Genomic DNA, 17,506 nt, shown 5'->3' on the forward strand with positions numbered 1-17,506 from the left:
GAACAGGGGATCCGCGGCCTCCGTAGCCGACACGAAGAACGGCTGGAAACGAGAAACGAAACCGGGCGTGATACAGAGACAGGACCTGGAGGACCGACTGCGGATCCGAGGGCTCGACCCCCGGTGGGAAGGGGATCCGCCCGCCGAGTTCTCGGGCTTCGTCACCGACTCGCGGGAGGTGCGGCCCGGTGTCCTCTTCTGCGCCCTCGGCGGCACCGCGTTCGACGGGCACGAGTTCGTCGCACGGGCCGCGGCTGCGGGAGCGGCCGCGGCCCTTGTCGAAAGGCCACGGGTCGAGGTCGATCTGCCGCAGCTGGTGGTCCGGGACTCTCGTGCGGCCGTCGTTCATCTCGCCGCGCTGGTGAGCGGTGATCCCGCGTCCCGACTGTCGCTCGTCGGAATCACCGGCACGAACGGAAAGACGACCACCGCTCTCATTCTGAGGCATCTTCTCGCGGGCGTCGCCCCGGCCGCGGCCGTCGGCACCCTCGGGTGGTTCGATCGTTCCGGGGAGCGGCACCCCGGACGGCTCACCACGCCGGATCCGCAGGACCTGATGGAGACGCTCCGGGAGCTGGTCGCGGACGATACCCGGTTCGTCGCCATGGAAGTGTCCTCCCATGCTCTGGATCAGCGCCGGGTGGCCGGTCTGAGCTTCGATGCGGCGGTATTCACGAACCTCACGCACGAGCACCTCGACTATCACCCGAACCTCTCCGAATACCGGGACGCAAAACTGCGCCTCGCCGAGCAGGTGGCTCCCGACGGCGTATGCGCCGTGAATGCGGATGACCCGGCCTGGTCCGACCACGACTTCTCGGGCCGTCCTGTGCTTCGGTACGGGCTCGCGTCCGGCGCCGAGGTTCGAGCCTCCGGGGTCCGGCACACGGCGGGCGGTAGCGAGTGGCGTCTGGAGACTCCATGGGGACACGGGGACGTTCGCCTTCCCCTGTTGGGGGAATTCAACGTGCACAACGCTCTGGCCGCTGCCGCGGCTGCGTGCAGCCTCGGTCTCGACTCCGCCGAGGCGGCCGAGAGGCTGACCACGGCTCCCCAGGTGCCTGGCCGGATGGAGAGGCTCGCCGAGCGGCCGGCGCTGGTGATTCGGGACTACATGCACACGCCGGACGCGTACGAGCGGGTCCTCGGAACGCTCTCCTCCCTGACGTCGGGGAAGCTCTACGTGGTCTTCGGCTGCGGCGGAGATCGGGATCGAGCCAAGAGACCGGTGATGGGGTCGATCGCCGCTCGCCTCACCGATCTCGCGGTGCTCACCACGGACAACCCGAGGTCGGAGGACCCGGGGGACATCTGTCGTGACATCGCCCGTGACATGCCTGCCGATTCCTACCGGGTCGTTCTGGACCGTGAAGAAGCCATCGAATACGTGCTCGACATCGCCCGACCGGACGATGTGATCCTGCTCGCCGGAAAGGGACACGAGACGTACCAGGACGTGGGCGGTGAGCGCATTCCGTTCGACGAGGCGGCGATCGTGGCGGCGCGTACCGACCGGGGGAGGGCGCCATGACCGCCCGCTTCACGGCCGTGGAGGTTGCCTCCGCGCTCCAACTCGACGCTCCGGGCGGAGTGGTCGAGTTTGGCTCCGTCTCCACCGACACACGCCGTCTCGAGCCCGGCGCCCTCTTCGTGGCCCTCGAGGGTGAGCGGTTCGACGGACACGAGTTCGTCGAGCAGGCCGAGCGGCGAGGCGCCGCCGGGGCCGTCGTCTCCTCATCCTTCACGGACGAGGGCTCGAGCCTCCCGATGTTCCGCGTTCCCGACACCGTTCGGGCGCTGGGCCAGCTGGCCCGCTTTCACCGGCGCCGCAGCGGTGCTCGTGTGGTGGGGGTGACCGGCTCCTCGGGCAAGACGACGGTGAAGGAGATGCTCGTCTGCGCGCTGCGATCCGAGCGTCGGGTCTACGGGACGCGGGGGAACTTCAACAACCGTATCGGACTGCCTCTCTCCATCCTCGAGGCCGAACCGGAGGAGGAACTGTGGGTCCTCGAGATCGGAACCAGCGAGCCGGGCGAGATTCGAACCCTGGCCGAGATCGCCGAGCCGGATGACGCGGTCATCACGACCGTGGGTCCGGCACATCTCGAGGGGCTCGGCAGCCTCGCTGGAGTCCTCGAGGAGAAGCTGGACCTGCTCCGCGGTGCATCGGAGGACGGAAACGCCGTGGTGGGCGAGCTTCCGGCAGAGCTTCCGGCTAGGGCCCGTGAACTTCGGCCGGACACCTGGGCCGCCGGCCTCGGCGCGGAGTGCGAGTTCCGACCGGATCGCTGGTCGGTCGGAGCGGAGTCCTCGGAGTTCACGGTGGCGGGAGTCGACTACCGCATTCCTGCGGGCGGAGAGCACCATCTTCGCGATGGCCTGATCGCCGCTGCCGTCGCCGTACGTCTCGGCCTGGATCCGGCAGCGGCGGCGAGGGGACTTGCCGACTATCGTCCGGTCGGGCATCGGAGCGCCCTCCTCCAGGTCGGAGCCCTGACCGTCGTGGCGGACTGCTACAACGCCAACCCCGAATCTTTTGCGGCGGCGATCGACTACTGCGCCACGGCGTTCCCCGGACGACCCCTGGCCGCCGTCGTCGGAACCATGCTCGAGCTCGGCTCAGCCGAGGCCGAAGCGCACGCAGAGGTCGCCAGGGCGATGCTGGACGCCGGGTTTTCGGTCATCCTGGCGATCGGATCCTTCCAGGAAGCCTTCCGGCGGGTGGGCACGCCGGAGGGGACGACGGTGCTCTATCCCGACACCGTGGCGGAGGCGGCGGACCGGCTCGAAGGCCAACTCGAAGGAAGCGAGGTCCTCCTCGTGAAGGCTTCGCGCGGGGTGAGGCTCGAGGGAGTCGTGGACGCGCTGACGGGGGGAGATCGCTGATGCTGTACGAGCTCCTGTTCCCGCTGGCGGATCGCCACATCATCTTCAACGTCTTCCAGTACATCTCGTTCCGTGCGGCCGGCGCCATGGTCACCGCGCTGCTGGTGTCGTTCCTCGTCGGGCCGACCGTGATCCGACGGCTCGAGACGGGCCGCGTCGGGCAGGTGATCCGGGCCGAGGGGCCGAAATCGCACCGGAAGAAGGCGGGCACCCCGACGATGGGGGGAGTCATCATGCTCGTCTCGATCCTCGTATCCACGTCGCTGTGGGCCCGGGTCTTCGATCCCTACGTCAGCATCGCGGTCATCGTGACCCTCGTCATGGGCGCGATCGGGTTCTGGGACGACTATCTGAAGGTCGTCCGCCACGAGTCGCGGGGCCTCATCGCCCGTCAGAAGCTCCTGTGGCAGATGGTGGCCGGCGTGGCGCTCGGGCTCACGCTGCTCCTGCTCCCCCTCTCCGGCCACGAGGTCACGCATCGCCTGGTTCCGTTCTTCAAGAACGTGCACCTGGTCTTCGTTCCTCTCGTGTTTCCCCTGTTCGTGGCCCTCGTGGTCGCGGGAAGCGCGAACGCCGTGAATCTGACGGACGGCCTCGACGGCCTGGCGGCGGGGCTCAGCGCCATCGCGGCGCTGGCCTTTGCCGTGTTCGCGTACGTGATGGGTCGCGTGGACACTTCGTTCTACCTCGGGCTTCCGTACCTGCCCGGCGCGGGGGAGCTCACGGTGTTCTCCGTGGCGGTGGCCGGATCGGCCATTGGCTTTCTCTGGTTCAATGCACCTCCGGCGCTCGTCTTCATGGGAGACACGGGGTCGCTCGCGCTGGGCGGCGCGATCGGCACCGTGGCGGTGCTTCTCAAGTCCGAGCTCTTGCTCTTCATCATCGGTGGGATGTTCGTGCTCGAGGTTCTCTCTGTGATGACCCAGACCACGTTCTTCAAGTACACGCGCCTGAGGACCGGCACGGGCCGCCGCGTGTTCCGAATGGCGCCGTTGCATCATCACTTCGAGCAGCTCGGCTGGCCCGAGACCCGTGTGGTCATCCGCTTCTACATCCTGGCGATCATCTTCGCCCTCGCCGGTCTGGCGACCATGAAGGTCCGATGAGGCGGATCGACGGGGTTCGCGAGCCGGCGTTCACGCCGGGATCGAAGGTCGCGGTTCTCGGCCTCGGCGTGTCGGGCGAAGCTGCCGCCACCCTGGCCTCGGCCCGGGGCGGACTCGTGTACGCCAGCGACGTCTCGAGCGCGGCCGGCCCTTCGGCTGCGGCCGTTCGGCTGCAGGCAGCCGGAATCGACGCCGAAGCGGGAGGCCACGACATCGACCGGATTCTCGACGCGGACGTCGTCGTGGTCAGCCCGGGGATCGGACCGGCCTCCGAGATCCGGAGAAGGATTCGCGATGCGGGGATTCGGACCATCGCGGAGGTCGAGCTCGGCTGGCGTGATCTCGAGAGCCGCGTGGTGGCCATCACGGGGACGAACGGCAAGACGACCACGACCGCTCTGACGGCGCATCTGATGAAGGCCGGAGGTCTGACCGCGGCGGCGGCCGGCAACATCGGCCTTCCCCTCTCTCGAATCGTCCTGCAGTCGCCGCAGCCGGACTGGGTGGCGCTGGAGCTGTCCAGCTTCCAGCTCGGCGACCAGGAGAGCATCCGACCGGACATCGGAGTGCTGCTCAACCTCTCGCCCGATCATCTCGACCGGTATCCGAACGTCGACAGCTACTACGCCGACAAACGGCGGCTCTTCGAGGGCGCCTCGGACGACTCGATCTGGGTACTGAACGCCGACGATCCGACCGCGCTCGAGCTGGCCCGGGGCGTACCGGGCCGTCGTCTTCTCTTCTCGACCGGAGGACCGGTGGAGTTCGGTGCCTGGCTCGACGCCGCCGGGAGGCTCCGGTGCCGAATCGACGAGGAGGCCGAGTGGATGCCGGCCTCCGATCTCCGTCTCCTCGGGCCGCACAACGTGTCGAACGCCCTCGCCGCCGGCCTGGCCAGCGCGCTCGCCGGCGTCGGCCCGGATGCGATCTCCGCCGGGCTCTCGACCTTCGAGCCGCTCGCGCACCGGCTGCAGCCGATCGGGGAGCGAAACGGCGTCGTGTGGGTCAACGACTCGAAGGCCACGAACGTCTCGGCGGCTTCGGTGGCGCTCGGGTCCTTCGATCGTCCGTTGATCGTGATCCTCGGTGGAAGGCACAAGGGCGAACCGTACTCCACCCTGGCCGCCAGCCTCCGCGATTCGGCGCGCGCCATCGTGGCCTACGGGGAAGCCGCGCCCCGCATCGTCTCGGACCTCGATGGCACCGTGGAGGCGCTCGTCGTGGAAAGCGGAATCGAGGCCGCCGTTCGCACCGCCGCCTCACTCGCCCGGCCGGGAGACGTCGTGCTCCTGTCTCCCGCCTGCAGCAGCTACGACATGTTCCCCAACTACCAGGAGCGCGGTCGGGCCTTCGAGGCCGCTTTCCGGGCCCTCCCGGCAGAGGACGTGGACCGGTGAGCGTCCAGCGGATTTCCGGCCTGCTGCCCATGCGCCCGGCGAGCTCGCGACCGTCCCTGGCGGGCCGCGCACTGTTCGTCGTGACTCTGGCGCTGGTCGCCTTCGGTCTTCTCTCGGTGTACAGCGCCAGCTCGTACGTGGCTCAGGTCGAAGGTCTGGAGGATGGTCACTTCCTGTTCCAGCAGGCGGTCCGCGCCGGAATCGGGCTCGTGATGCTCGCGGTGGCGAGCTTCGTCCCGTATCGCCTGTACCGGAGAATGGCCTGGCCCGTGCTCGGCCTGACGGTTCTTCTGCTGATTCCGATGGTCCTCCCGGGAACCGAATCGATCGCTCCGCGAATCAACGGTGCACGACGCTGGCTGGATCTCGGGGTGACGGTGCAGCCGTCGGAATTCGCCAAGATCGCCGTCGTGTTGTGGACCGCGGCCGTCGCGGTCAAGAAGCAGGACCGGTTGCACAGCTTTCGGTACGGCCTGCTCCCGTTCCTGGTGGTGCTCGGCCCCGTGTGCCTCCTCGTGCTCCTCGAGCCTCACTTCTCCGCCACCCTGATGATCGGCTCGGTGGCGGCGGCGGTCCTGTTCGCCGCCGGGGCCCGGTTCGGGCACTTCGCGATTCTCGGGCTGGCGGCGCTGCCGGTGCTCTGGATGCAGATCGTCGGGGCCGGATACCGGGCCGCCCGGGTCACGGCCTTTCTCAATCCGGACTCGACGGCGGCCGCGGGCGGCTACCAGCTGAAGCAGTCCCTCATGGCCGTCGGGTCGGGTGGCCTCTTCGGAGTGGGTTTCGGTCGAAGCAGCCTGAAGATGTCCTATCTGCCGGAGCCACAGAACGACTTCATCTTCTCGATCATCGCGGAGGAGTGGGGCTTCATCGGGGCGGCCCTCGTCATCCTCCTGTTTCTCGCCTGGGGGCTCATCGGACTGCGGATCGCCCGGGCGGCCCCGGACCTGTTCGGGCGGCTGGTGGCGGTCGGAATCACCTCTCTGGTAGCCTTCGCGGCCTTCGGCCACATCGCCGTGGCTCTCGGACTCATGCCGACGACGGGCATCAATCTCCCGTTCATCTCCGCGGGCGGAACGAACCTCATCCTGATGCTGGGCGCGACCGGCATCCTGCTCAATGTCTCGAAAGGAGGTCGGATCTGACCCGTGGCGTATCGCATCCTCCTTTCCGGAGGCGGGACGGGCGGACACCTCGTTCCGGCCATGAACCTGGCCTCGGCCTTCCGCCGGGCGGAGCCGGACGCGGAGCTGCTGCTGATCGGAGCCCGGCGTGGCGTGGAAGCCGAGGTGCTTCCGGGGTCCGGTTGGCCCCATCGGCTGCTTCCCCTCGAGCCGGTGTACCGGACGCGCCCGTGGCGGAACTGGAGGCACATTTACCGTTTGCCCGCCGTTCTCGGGGGGCTTCAGAGGGCCTTCTCGGACCTTCGCCCCCACCTGGTCGTGGGCACCGGCGGCTACGCGTCGGGACCGGCGGTCGCCTGGGCGGTGGCTCGCGGCGTCCCGACCGCCATCCAGGAACAGAACGCCATGCCGGGCCTCGTCACGAGGGCCCTCGCGTCCCGGGTCGACCAGATCCACCTCGGCCTGCCCGAGGCGCGTCCCCGGATCCGGCCCGGTCGGACGACCGAGGTCTTCGAGTTCGGCAATCCGGTGGAGCTCGGTTCCCCGGCCCACGGTTTCGACTGGCCGGCCGGACGCACACTGCTCGTCTTCGGCGGAAGTCAGGGGGCACGCGCCCTCAACGAGCTCATGGCGGTGGGGCTGGCGGAGACGAGCGAGTGGCCGGAGGACGTGTCCCTCGTCTGGGTTACGGGTCCCGCGCACTACGAGACCGTGAGGGAGCGCATCGCGGACGGCCGCTGGGCATCCCGCATCCGGCTCACGCCGTTCATCGCCTCGCTCGGGGCGCAACTGGGTCGAGCCTCGCTGGCCATCTGCCGGTCCGGCGCCATGACGTGCGCCGAGCTGGCTGCGGCGGGGGTGCCTTCCATTCTCGTGCCGCTTCCGACGGCCGCAGGGGATCACCAGAGGTTCAATGCGTTGGCCATGCGAGAAGCGGGTGCCGCACTCATGCGCGAGGAGGATTCCGTGTCCGGTCCTGAGTTGTTGAGAAGCGCCATGGAGCTGCTTGCCGATTCGACGAAGCTGTCCGCCATGGCCGCCGCTTCGCTGCGGCGAGGCCGTCCCGATGCGTCCGATCGCATCGTGGCCCGGATGCTTGCGCTGGCGGGTCGCTCCGAGGAATGCGCGGATGGTTGACGTTCGTCCACCCTCGCGTCCACTGCTTCCCCCGCCGGGAGCGACGGTCTATCTGCTCGGCATCGCGGGCGCCGGGATGAGCGGCCTCGCCGTTCTGCTGTCGGCCGAGGGCTACCGGGTCACCGGGTCGGACGCGCACCCGACGCCCGAGTCCCGTGACCTCGCACGCCACGGAATCCACCTCGTGAGCGAGGGCGACCTGGAGACCGTCGGGCGAGCGGACCTGGTCGTGTACACCTCGGCGGCCCCCGCCGACCATCCGATCCTCGCGGCCGCTTCGGCGGCGGGCGTTCCCCGGCTGAAGCGAGCCCGCGCCATGGGGGCACTGCTCAACGAACGACGACTCATCGGGATTTCCGGGACGCACGGCAAGACGACGGTGACCGCCATGACCGCGCAGGTGACCGTGGCGGCGGATCTCGATCCCACCGTTCTCGTGGGCGGAAGAGTGGATGCGTGGGGCGGAAACGCCCGCATCGGTTCCGGAGTGGCGATCGTGGAAGCCGACGAATACGACCGATCTTTTCTCGAGCTCGACCCCAGTCTGGCCGTGATCACCTCGGTCGAGCCCGAGCACCTGGAGTGCTACGACGGGCTGCAGCACCTGCGTGACTCGTTCCGCGAATTCGCCCTGCGCGCGGCCGGGCGCGACGGGGTCTTCGCCTGCGCCGAGGGCCCGGGGGTGGAGGAGGTGGTGCGAGGGATCGATTCCGTATCCACCTATGGCCTGGCTGCCGGGGCGGACTATCGGGTCCGTGTGCTCGGCCGCGAAGGAACGAGTCAGACCTGCCGCCTCGAGAGCGCGGACGGGTCGTTTGATTTCCGTCTGGGTGCCCCCGGAGATCACAATGCGCAGAACGCGGGAGCAGCCCTCGCCGTCGGACTTCGACTGGGAGCCCCGGTGCCTGCCCTCGCCGAGTCCCTGGCCGACTTCACGGGCGTGAACCGGCGTCTGCAGAGGCTCGGCGAGCGCGACGGGCGACTGATCGTCGACGACTACGCGCACTATCCCACCGAGGTCCGGGTCTCCATCGAGGCGGTGCGGCGAGCGTGGCCGGGGCGCCCCGTGGCCGTGGTGTTCCAGCCTCACCTGTACAGCCGCACCCGGCGGCTGGGCCCCGACTTCGCCGCCGCCCTCTCCGGGGCGGACATCGCGCGAGTGCTGCCGATCTACCCCGCTCGGGAGGCGCCGATACCGGGCGTGACGTCCGCCCTGGTGACGGACGCTGACGATCGGGTGCAGCCGATCCGACCCGAAGACGTCGTCGAGTGGATCGAAGAGCTGACCCCCGACGCGGTCGTCGTGTTCATGGGGGCGGGCGACGTGACGCGGCTCGCGCACGAGGTGGTGCAGGAGAGGGAGGCGAACGGTGTGGGAGCCTGACGTGCCGCTCTCTTCGCTCACCCGGTACGGGATCGGGGGACCGACCCCGCGGCTCGCGCGGATCTCGACGATCGGCGAGCTGCGGTCCGCCCTGCGCAGCTGCGAGGAATCCGGATACCGGGTGCTCGGGTGGGGCGCCAACGTGCTCGTGGCGGATCGTGGGACGGCGGAGCCCGTGCTGACCCTGGCCGGCGAGTTCGATCACCTCGAGGTGGCCGATGACTCGATCGAGACGGGAGCTGCGGCGGGGCTTCCGTCTCTGGTCGGCGATGCGCGGCGCGAGGGTCGGGCCGGTTGGGACTTCCTCGAGGCCGTCCCCGGTTCGGTGGGCGGCGGGCTGCGGATGAACGCGGGCTCGACCGAGACGGGGCTGTGGGATCGGGTCCATTGGGCCGATGCCATGACCCCGTCCGGGGAGCAGGTGCGCCTCACTCCGGAGGAGGTGGCTCCCACCTATCGGGCGGTCAACTTGCCGGAGGCCTGGGTGTTCGTGGCGGCCCGCTTCGCGGCCCCGCCGGGCGATCCGGCCCGGATCCAGGCCACGCACGCCGATCGGCGCAAGCGTAAGGTCGCCACCCAGGTGTACGAGCTCCCTTCGTGCGGGTCGATCTGGAAGAACCCGGGCCCACCGCACGGGTCGGCCTGGGAGCTCGTGGACCGCGCCGGAATGCGCGGTGCGGTTCGAGGCGGAGCCCGGATCACGGAGCGTCACGCCAACTTCATCGCCAATACCGGAGGCGCGTCGGCCGCGGACGTCCTCTGGCTCATGTCCGAGACCCGCCGTCGCGTCCACGAGGACACGGGGATCTGGCTACAACCCGAAATCTGCCTGTGGGGATTCGACGAAGCCGAGCTGGCTTCCGTGGGGGGCGCCGAGTGAGCCGCACGACGCGTCGCCGAGTGCTCGCTCTCGCGGCCGCCACCCTCATCGGCGCGGGCAGCCCCGTCTGGGGCCCGGCCGTGTTTCGAACGATTCCCGCCTTTGACGCGGCAGGCATCGACGTGACCGGCGCTCGCTTCGTAGATGAGGAGGAGGCGCGTGCACTGGCGGCGATTCCCCCCGGGACCTCGATCTGGGATGATCACTCCGAGGCGGAGGCGCGTCTCGAGAGCCACCCGCTGATCGAGGACGCCCGCGTTCGCAGGCAGGGATTCAGCCGTCTTCGGCTCGAGCTTCGCGAGGTGAGGCCGGTGGCCCTCGTTTCGGCACCGGCTCTCGAGCCGGTGGACGGACGCGGCGATCTGCTGCCGATCGACCCGAGCCAGCATGCGCTCGATCTGCCGATTCTGCTGGGGGCGAGCGTGGAGGGCGGACGGGTGGCCGACGAAGACTCGCGTCGTGCGCTGGCGGTCATCGATCGGCTGGACCGACTGAGCCCCGACTTCGTGCACCAGGTATCCGAAGTCCATCAGACAACGGGCGATGCCGTCGAGCTTCGACTGCTGCGGGGCAGTCACGTGGAGCGTCTCCTCCTTCCTCTCGATGACGCGGAGCTCGCCTTTCTGCGAGCCGAGGACGCGATCCGTGCGTGCTCGGAGCGTGGTCGGGTCACTTCCGTCGACGCCCGTTTCCGTGACCAGGTGGTGGTCGAGCTCAGGGGGAAGGCATGATCGCGCCCCGGTGCCTCGCCGGCCTCAGTGTCGGGTCCGCGACGACCTCCGCGGTGCTCGTGGAAACCGGCGGCCTGGCCTCGGCCGGAGATCCGGTCCGGATCCTCGGGATCGGCACCGCACATACCGAGGGCGTGCGGAACCGAAACGTGACGCACATCGAGGCCGCGACCGAATCGATCCGCGAGGCCCTGCGAGCAGCGGAGGACATGGCCGGCCTCGAGGCCGGTCCGGTGTACGCCGGAATTACGGGGGACCACATCGAAGTCGGAGCCTCGTCGGGAGTGGTGGCGGTGACGCGGGAGGAGATCGACCAGCGGGACGTCGATCGGGTCCACGAGGTTGCTCGGGCCATCGTCATCCCCCCGGATCGGGAGTTGCTCCACGCGATCGCGCAGGACTACGCGGTCGACGGCCAGGCCGGGATCCAGGATCCCCGCGGTATGGAGGCCGTTCGGCTCGAATCCGAGGTCTGCGTGGTCACGGCCGGCTCGCCGGCCTGCCAGAACTTGCGCAAGGCCATCGACCGGGCCGGATACCGGGTGGAAGAGCTGGTGTTCTCACCCCTCGCGACGAGCCTGTCGGTGCTTTCGGACGAGGTGCGGCAGGCGGGGGTCGTCCTGCTCGAGATCGGCCATGCGGCCACCGAAATGCTGGTCTACAGCCACGGCCGACTTCACCTGGTGGCCACGCTCCCGTGGGGGGGAGCGACGGTGACCAGCGACATCGTGAAGGGACTCGGGATTCCGCCCGGGGATGCCGAGGAGCTGAAGAGGAGCCAGGGCTCCGCCACGACCCGGATGATTGCCGAGGATGAGAAGCTCGAGATCGCGGGTCCGACGCCCGGACGCACCCGCGAGGTATCCCGCGAGCTCCTGGCGCACATCATCGAGCAGCGCCTCGACGAGATGTTCGGGCTCGTGTACGAGGCGCTCGAAGAAAAGGAGCTTCTCGGGTCCCTGCCGGGCGGCGTGGTGCTGACGGGTGGAGGAGCGAAGCTGGCAGGCATCGTCGAGCTGGCCCAGAGCGTCTTCAACATGCCGGTGTCGATGGGCCTGCCCGGCTCAGGACTCGAGGGTGTCGTGGAGGCGACAAGGGACCCGGGGCTCTCCGCGGCCACCGGGCTCGCCCTGTACGGCCGGATGCGGGTCGCGGAGACCGGAGGCGGATTGGCGAAGCGGACTCTGACGCGAATGGCGGATTGGCTGCGCGATTTCTTCTGAATCGCGAGCTCGATGGAGCAGGACTGGAGATCGGAGCGAAGATGGACCTTCAAACGAGTCGGGAGGGACAGATGGTATTCGAGTTCGAGCACGAGACGACGCGCAACGCACGCATGAAGGTGGTGGGCGTCGGAGGGGCCGGTGGAAACGCCGTCAACCGGATGATCGACGAGAACCTCGACGGAGTCGAGTTCGTCGCCATCAACACGGACGCGCAGGCCCTCAAGAACTGCTCTGCGCACCTCAGCCTTCAGATCGGCCGCAAGCTGACGCGTGGCCTGGGCGCAGGGGCCCGGCCCGAGGTCGGTCGTCAGGCCGTGGCCGAGAACGAGGAGGAAGTTCGCAAGGCCCTGGAAGGAGCGGACCTGGTCTTCGTCACGGCCGGGATGGGAGGTGGGACGGGTACCGGGGCTGCCCCGCGGGTCGGGCAGATCGCCAGCGAGATGGGAGCGCTGGTCATCGCGATCGTCACCCGTCCGTTCAACTTCGAAGGCAAGAAGCGCATGCGTCACGCCGAGATGGGCCTGCGAGACCTGCGCAGGTCGGTCGACACGATGATCGTCGTGCCGAACGAAAAGCTGCTGTCGGTGGTGGGGAAGGGCACGACGTTCCGGGCCGCCCTGAAGAAGGCGGACGAGGTGCTCCTCCACGCGACCCAGGGCATCTCGGACCTGATCAGTGTGACCGGTGAAGTCAACGTCGACTTCGCGGACGTGCGAACGGTCATGTCGAACCGCGGCGCAGCCCTCATGGGTACGGGAGAGGCGACCGGGGACGACCGGGCGGTCGAAGCGGCGCAGCAGGCCATTTGCTCGCCTCTGCTCGACAGTGTATCGATAAACGGCGCGACGGGAGTGCTCGTCAACATCTCGGGTGGCATGGATCTGGCCATCGATGAGGTGACGACGGTAAACTCGATCGTGCAGGAGGCGGCGGGAGACGAGGCCGAGATGATCTTCGGTGCCGTGCATGACCCGAACCTCGAAGGGAAGCTCCGTGTCACGGTGATCGCCACGGGGTTCGGCGAGCAGGTCGAAGACGAGCCCGCACCGGCTCTGAAGGTCGTCCCCGTCGAGAGCGAGCCGATCGTACGACCGCGGCTCGTGTCCGTGATCGGAGGCGATCCGAGGCCGATCGCCCGACCCCTTCCCGAGATCGGGAGCGCGTTCACGGGCCGGTCGCACGTGGAAGACCTCGAGATCCCGACGTTCATCCGGCGACAGATGGACTGATTTCACCGGTTTTTCGGCTTTTCACAAGGAAGAAGGCCATTGCGTTTCGCCAGGACGAGACCTCCGCCGGAACTGGGACGGGGCGACCCGAAGGGGCTGCCGCCGGGAACGCGTTTCCGCGTTCCGGTTCCGATCGCGGTCGCCTCGGCGCTCCTGCTGCTCGCCGGCTCCGGACTGTGGTTCATGCTCCGATCTCCGGCCGGACCGGACGGGCAGGTCGTTCGCACGGTGTACGTTCCCGCTCCACCTCCTCCCGAGAGCGTGTACGACACCCTGCGGACCGGGGAGACGCTGGCAGAAGTGCTCGGGGATCACGGCCTGTCCGCCTCTCGTATCCACGAGCTCATACAGGTGGTTCGGGACTTCAAGAGCCCGCGGTCGTTCAGGCCCGGCGTGGTCATGCGGCTCACCGGTCCACCGGATGGCGAGGCAGATCAGGTGCTTCTGCAGCTGAATCCTGACTCACTGCTGGCTCTGGCCTCGACCGGGGCAGAGTGGGTCGGCGATGTGCGGACCGTGCCCGTGCAGGTCGATACCCTCGTTCTGGGGGGGCTCATCGAGTCCAGCCTGTGGTTCGCCCGGCTGTTCGGGGAAGTGGACCGGCTGGCTGAAGGCGAATTCCAGGAGTACGTGTACGATCTGGCCGACGTGTTCGCCTGGAAGGTGGATTTCACCCGCGACATCCGGCGCGGCGACGCGTTTCGGGTGGCCATCGAGCGCGAGGTGAGGCCGGACGGCTCGGTCCGGACCCGCCGATTCCTGGCGATCGAGCTGCGGAACCAGGGAAAGGTCCTGTCGGCTCTTCCGTTCACCAGACCCGGAGGCCACCGAGAGTACTTCGACGTGGATGGGGAGGCCCTGAAGGGCGTCTTCCTGCGTTATCCGGTTCCCTACCGGATCACCAGCGGCTTCTCGAACCGCAGGTTTCACCCGGTCCTGAAGCAGTATCGCGCGCACCGCGGGACCGACTACGGGGCCCCCCACGGGACGCCGGTGAAGGCCACCGCTTCAGGGACCGTCACGCGCGCCGGAACGTGGGGGAACTTCGGCCGAATGGTCGAGATTCGACACACGCGCGGAATCCACACGAGGTACGCCCACCTGAGCTCCATCGCGGCCGGGATCCGCGTGGGCGCCAGGGTCGACCAGGGCCAGGTGATCGGCCGCGTCGGATCGACGGGCCTCGCCACCGGGCCCCACCTGCACTACGAGTTTCTACAGAACGGCACGCACCGGAACCCATCGACCATGAACCTGCCGTCCGCCCCGGCGCTCGAGGAACAGTACAGGGACGCCTTCGAGCGGAATCGCGACGCGGCGCTGGATGTCCTCGGGGGGGTTCCGCTTCCGACTCCGACTCCCGACCTGGTGGGGCCCGTCGCCGCCGACTGACCTCTCCGAGCGGCGGTACCTGCGCCTCCCCCGCCGTTGCCGACTCGCCTATACTCCCACGCCATGACCTTCCGTCGATCCGGAGTGCGTTCGTGAGTCCGTGGGTCGCCTTGCCGGCCGCCGCCCTGCTCGCCAGCGCCATCACGTGGTGGTGGTACGCGAGGAGGGAGGAGAAGGTGCGTGGACGGGGTGTCGCCGCGGCCCTTCGCGCCACGGCGCTCTTCCTGCTTCTGTCCTCTCCGTGGCTTCCCGCGCTGCGCGGCGAGTACGACGAGTCGTCCTCCGTGGCGATCCTGCTCGACCGTTCACTCAGCATGCGGCTTCCCTCTGGCGAGTCAGAACCCCGCTCGCGGTTGGACGCGGCCATCGCCGCGGTGGAGGATCTGCGGCGCCACCGGACCGACGCGGTCGTGTGGTCGCTCGGATCCGGGGCGGTTCGACTGGATCCGGATTCCCTCGAGGACGTGGTGGCGACCGAATCGGTTTCGAGAGCGCTGGAAGCCATCGAGGCCGCGCGGGCCGCGGGGGCCGATTCCCTCATCCTCGTGACGGACGGCGAGCTCGAGGATCGGGAGGCGAGTCGGCAACTGGCGGACCGACTCGGGATCGGTCTGGCGGAGATTGCCGTGGCGGGACCGCTGCCGCGAGCCGCCATTCAGACCGTTTCCGTCCCGCGCGTGGTGGAGGCGGGCGACACCTTCGATGTGCGCGCCCGAATCGTGGCGGCAGGACCCGTATCCGACTCGGTGCGAATCGTGGCTCGCTTCGGGGATCGTCCGGGGCCGGCGATACGGCTCGCGACTCCGGCGCCCGGGCGAACGGCCGGCGCCGTTCTCCGACTGCCCGCGGGTCCGGCCGGCGACACGCTGGAGTGGCGAGCCCTGGATCTCTCGCTCGAGAGCCTGGATGCGCCGTGGGACTCGGCGGCCCGGTTCCGCACCTGGATCGAAGTGAATCCCGTGCCCGGGGGAGCGGTGTTCCTCTCGACGTCACCGGACTGGGAAAGCCGCTATCTGGTGCCGCTGCTGGATCGGTCGATCCCCGGAGGCGCCCGGGGATTCATCCGCCTGGGGGCGGAGTCGTGGGTCCGTACGGGTCCACGTGAGGTCGGCACGGCCAGCGAGTCGGAGGTCCGCCGGGCGGTGAGCGCCGCCACGCTGCTCGTGATCCAGGGAGAGCCCGATGGTCTCCCGCGGTGGTTGGACGAGGCCGCCCGCCGGCGACCGGCCGTGCTGTTCCTCGTGCGGGGACCGGGGACGGTTCCCGGGACGGGCATTCGTGCCATGGAACCCCTCGACGGGGAATGGTTCGTCGAGACGCCGGTGCCACCCGGTCCCCTCGGTGCGACGCTGATCGGCGTCGACGCGGGCGAGCTCCCTCCCGTCACGCGCCTGTTCCGCTCCGCCCCGGGCCAGGCTCGATGGGCCCTGACGGGGGGCAGCGATCGCGTCGATGACAGCCGGCCGATCGTGGTCCTGCATTCCGACGAGGACCTCCGCCGGGCCGCGATCCTCGGTGAGGGGACCTGGCGCTGGGCAACGCGACCCGGAGAGGGATCGGCCCTGTACAGGGGGCTGTACGAGGGTCTCGGTCGATGGCTCACCGAACGCGCCGTCCTGCGGCCGATCGAGCTCGTCGACCCTCGACCGCGGGCCGGCGATTCGCTCGTATGGCGGGCGTCTCCAGCGGTGCGCGATCTCTCCCTCCGGATCGAGGACCCGGCAGGCAGAGTGATCTGGTCGGACTCGCTGCCGGTGCCCGGAGAGAACATCCGGGGACCGCCCGCAGGCGCGGGAGAGGTCCGGATCGTGGCCACGGGCACGGTAGACGGGAATCCGTTCCGCCTCGTCCGACCGGTACACGGCAACGCGAGCCTCGAGTATGTTCCCAGACCGACGGCCCCGGAGCTTCGCTCGGCCGCCGCGGCTCGAAGTGGGGGTCCGGAAGAGCGACGGGCCCGGCCACCGGTGTGGCCGTTCGCCGTCGCGCTCGGTCTGTTGTGCGCGGAATGGCTCTGGCGGCGACGCGTGGGTTTGAAGTGACAAGAGGAGGTGGAGTGGAAGGTGAGGGACTGAGCTTCCGGGGAGGACCGCGGCGGCGTTCGCTGTGGCAGAAGATCGTCGATGTGTCGCTGACCGATGTCTCCGTGCTCGTTCGTGGGATCGACGATGATTCGATCGAGGAGCTCGAGAGGATCCTGCTCGAAGCGGACTTCGGCGTGGACGCGACGATGGAGCTCGTTGAGGGTTTGGAGACCGCTGCGCGGCGCGGAAAGGTGAAGACGGAGGCGCAGCTGAGAGATCGTCTGGCCGATGGAATCCGGGAGATCCTGCTGGCCCCGCTGCGGGAGGAAGACCGCTCGCCTCCGGGCGAGGCGTCGTTTCGGACGCCCGACGGCCTGCGGCCGTACACGATTCTCGTGCTTGGAGTGAACGGAACGGGCAAGACCACGACGGTGGCCAAGCTGGCGCGCAGGGCCCGGGACGAAGGAATGGACGTCACGCTCGCCGCCACGGACACCTTCCGCAGCGGGGCCCAGGAGCAGCTGCGCGTGTGGGCGGAGCGACTGGGCGTGGGCTTCGTGGGAGGTCAGGCCGGGGGCGATCCGGCGGCGGTCGCGTTCGATGCGGCGGAGGCCGCTCGATCTCGTGGATCCGACGTTCTCCTGGTGGACACGGCCGGGAGGCTGCACACGCAGGCGAACCTGATGGAGGAGCTTCGGAAGATCGACCGGGTGATCGGACGGCAGATCGCCGGAGGGCCCCACGAGCGGCTCCTCGTCGTCGATGCGACGGCCGGGCAGAACGTGCTCAACCAGGTTCGAGACTTCGGACAGGGCCTGCCCCTGACGGGCATCGTGCTCACGAAGTTCGACAGCTCGGCCCGTGGCGGAACGGCGGTCGCCGTGAGCCGACAGTTCGGCGTGCCGATCCTGTGGCTCGGGACGGGCGAAGGCGAGGAGGACCTCGAGCCGTTCGACGTTCAGGGCTACCTGGACAAGCTCCTGGCTTGAG

General features: G+C 69.0%; 14 protein-coding genes. All 14 read left to right on the forward strand.

Features of this window, described 5'->3' with window-relative positions; all coding sequences use genetic code 11:
- The first annotated feature begins 67 nt into the window (after positions 1–67).
- The 14 genes from AC36XV_RS05585 (at position 68) to ftsY (ending at position 17,505) form a co-directional block, all read left to right on the forward strand.
- Positions 68–1,531 (forward strand): UDP-N-acetylmuramoyl-L-alanyl-D-glutamate--2,6-diaminopimelate ligase, encoded by a 1,464-nt coding sequence (locus AC36XV_RS05585; RefSeq protein WP_492202693.1) that lies wholly within the window; start codon positions 68–70, stop codon positions 1,529–1,531.
- Positions 1,528–2,886 carry a UDP-N-acetylmuramoyl-tripeptide--D-alanyl-D-alanine ligase gene (locus AC36XV_RS05590; RefSeq protein WP_492202694.1) on the forward strand — a complete coding sequence of 453 codons (1,359 nt, stop codon included), beginning with the start codon at positions 1,528–1,530 and terminating at the stop codon, positions 2,884–2,886. The genes AC36XV_RS05585 and AC36XV_RS05590 overlap by 4 nt, the downstream gene beginning before the upstream one ends.
- Positions 2,886–3,992: a phospho-N-acetylmuramoyl-pentapeptide-transferase gene (gene mraY / locus AC36XV_RS05595; protein ID WP_492202695.1), complete on the forward strand. Its 1,107-nt coding sequence runs from the start codon at positions 2,886–2,888 to the stop codon at positions 3,990–3,992. Before AC36XV_RS05590 ends, mraY begins: the two co-directional genes overlap by 1 nt.
- Positions 3,989–5,389 carry a UDP-N-acetylmuramoyl-L-alanine--D-glutamate ligase gene (gene murD, locus AC36XV_RS05600; RefSeq protein WP_492202696.1) on the forward strand — a complete coding sequence of 467 codons (1,401 nt, stop codon included), beginning with the start codon at positions 3,989–3,991 and terminating at the stop codon, positions 5,387–5,389. Before mraY ends, murD begins: the two co-directional genes overlap by 4 nt.
- Positions 5,386–6,534, forward strand: a complete 1,149-nt coding sequence (gene ftsW / locus AC36XV_RS05605) for a putative lipid II flippase FtsW (protein WP_492202697.1) — start codon at positions 5,386–5,388, stop codon at positions 6,532–6,534. Before murD ends, ftsW begins: the two co-directional genes overlap by 4 nt.
- A 3-nt stretch (positions 6,535–6,537) precedes the next feature.
- Entirely contained in the window at positions 6,538–7,650 is a 1,113-nt protein-coding gene (locus AC36XV_RS05610; protein ID WP_492202698.1) for a UDP-N-acetylglucosamine--N-acetylmuramyl-(pentapeptide) pyrophosphoryl-undecaprenol N-acetylglucosamine transferase, read from the forward strand.
- Complete coding sequence (murC, locus tag AC36XV_RS05615) at positions 7,643–9,034, forward strand: UDP-N-acetylmuramate--L-alanine ligase (protein ID WP_492202699.1); 1,392 nt, start codon at positions 7,643–7,645, stop codon at positions 9,032–9,034. The genes AC36XV_RS05610 and murC overlap by 8 nt, the downstream gene beginning before the upstream one ends.
- Positions 9,021–9,914 (forward strand): UDP-N-acetylmuramate dehydrogenase, encoded by an 894-nt coding sequence (gene murB, locus AC36XV_RS05620; protein ID WP_492202700.1) that lies wholly within the window; start codon positions 9,021–9,023, stop codon positions 9,912–9,914. Before murC ends, murB begins: the two co-directional genes overlap by 14 nt.
- Positions 9,911–10,645: a cell division protein FtsQ/DivIB gene (locus AC36XV_RS05625; protein ID WP_492202701.1), complete on the forward strand. Its 735-nt coding sequence runs from the start codon at positions 9,911–9,913 to the stop codon at positions 10,643–10,645. The genes murB and AC36XV_RS05625 overlap by 4 nt, the downstream gene beginning before the upstream one ends.
- Positions 10,642–11,868 (forward strand): cell division protein FtsA, encoded by a 1,227-nt coding sequence (gene ftsA / locus AC36XV_RS05630; protein ID WP_492202702.1) that lies wholly within the window; start codon positions 10,642–10,644, stop codon positions 11,866–11,868. The genes AC36XV_RS05625 and ftsA overlap by 4 nt, the downstream gene beginning before the upstream one ends.
- A complete protein-coding gene (ftsZ, locus tag AC36XV_RS05635) occupies positions 11,847–13,100 on the forward strand; it encodes a cell division protein FtsZ (protein WP_492202703.1) in 1,254 nt (417 codons plus the stop codon). The genes ftsA and ftsZ overlap by 22 nt, the downstream gene beginning before the upstream one ends.
- 39 nt (positions 13,101–13,139) lie before the next feature.
- The gene (locus tag AC36XV_RS05640) at positions 13,140–14,492 is read left to right on the forward strand and encodes a M23 family metallopeptidase (RefSeq protein WP_492202704.1); all 1,353 of its coding nucleotides are present in this window, start codon (positions 13,140–13,142) and stop codon (positions 14,490–14,492) included.
- A 92-nt stretch (positions 14,493–14,584) separates the two neighbouring features.
- Positions 14,585–16,534 (forward strand): hypothetical protein, encoded by a 1,950-nt coding sequence (locus AC36XV_RS05645; protein WP_492202705.1) that lies wholly within the window; start codon positions 14,585–14,587, stop codon positions 16,532–16,534.
- Between the two features lie 14 nt (positions 16,535–16,548).
- Positions 16,549–17,505, forward strand: coding sequence for a signal recognition particle-docking protein FtsY (ftsY, locus tag AC36XV_RS05650; protein WP_492202706.1), 957 nt, complete (start codon positions 16,549–16,551; stop codon positions 17,503–17,505).
- Position 17,506: the final 1 nt, after the last annotated feature.

The organism is Candidatus Benthicola sp., assembly GCF_058719085.1.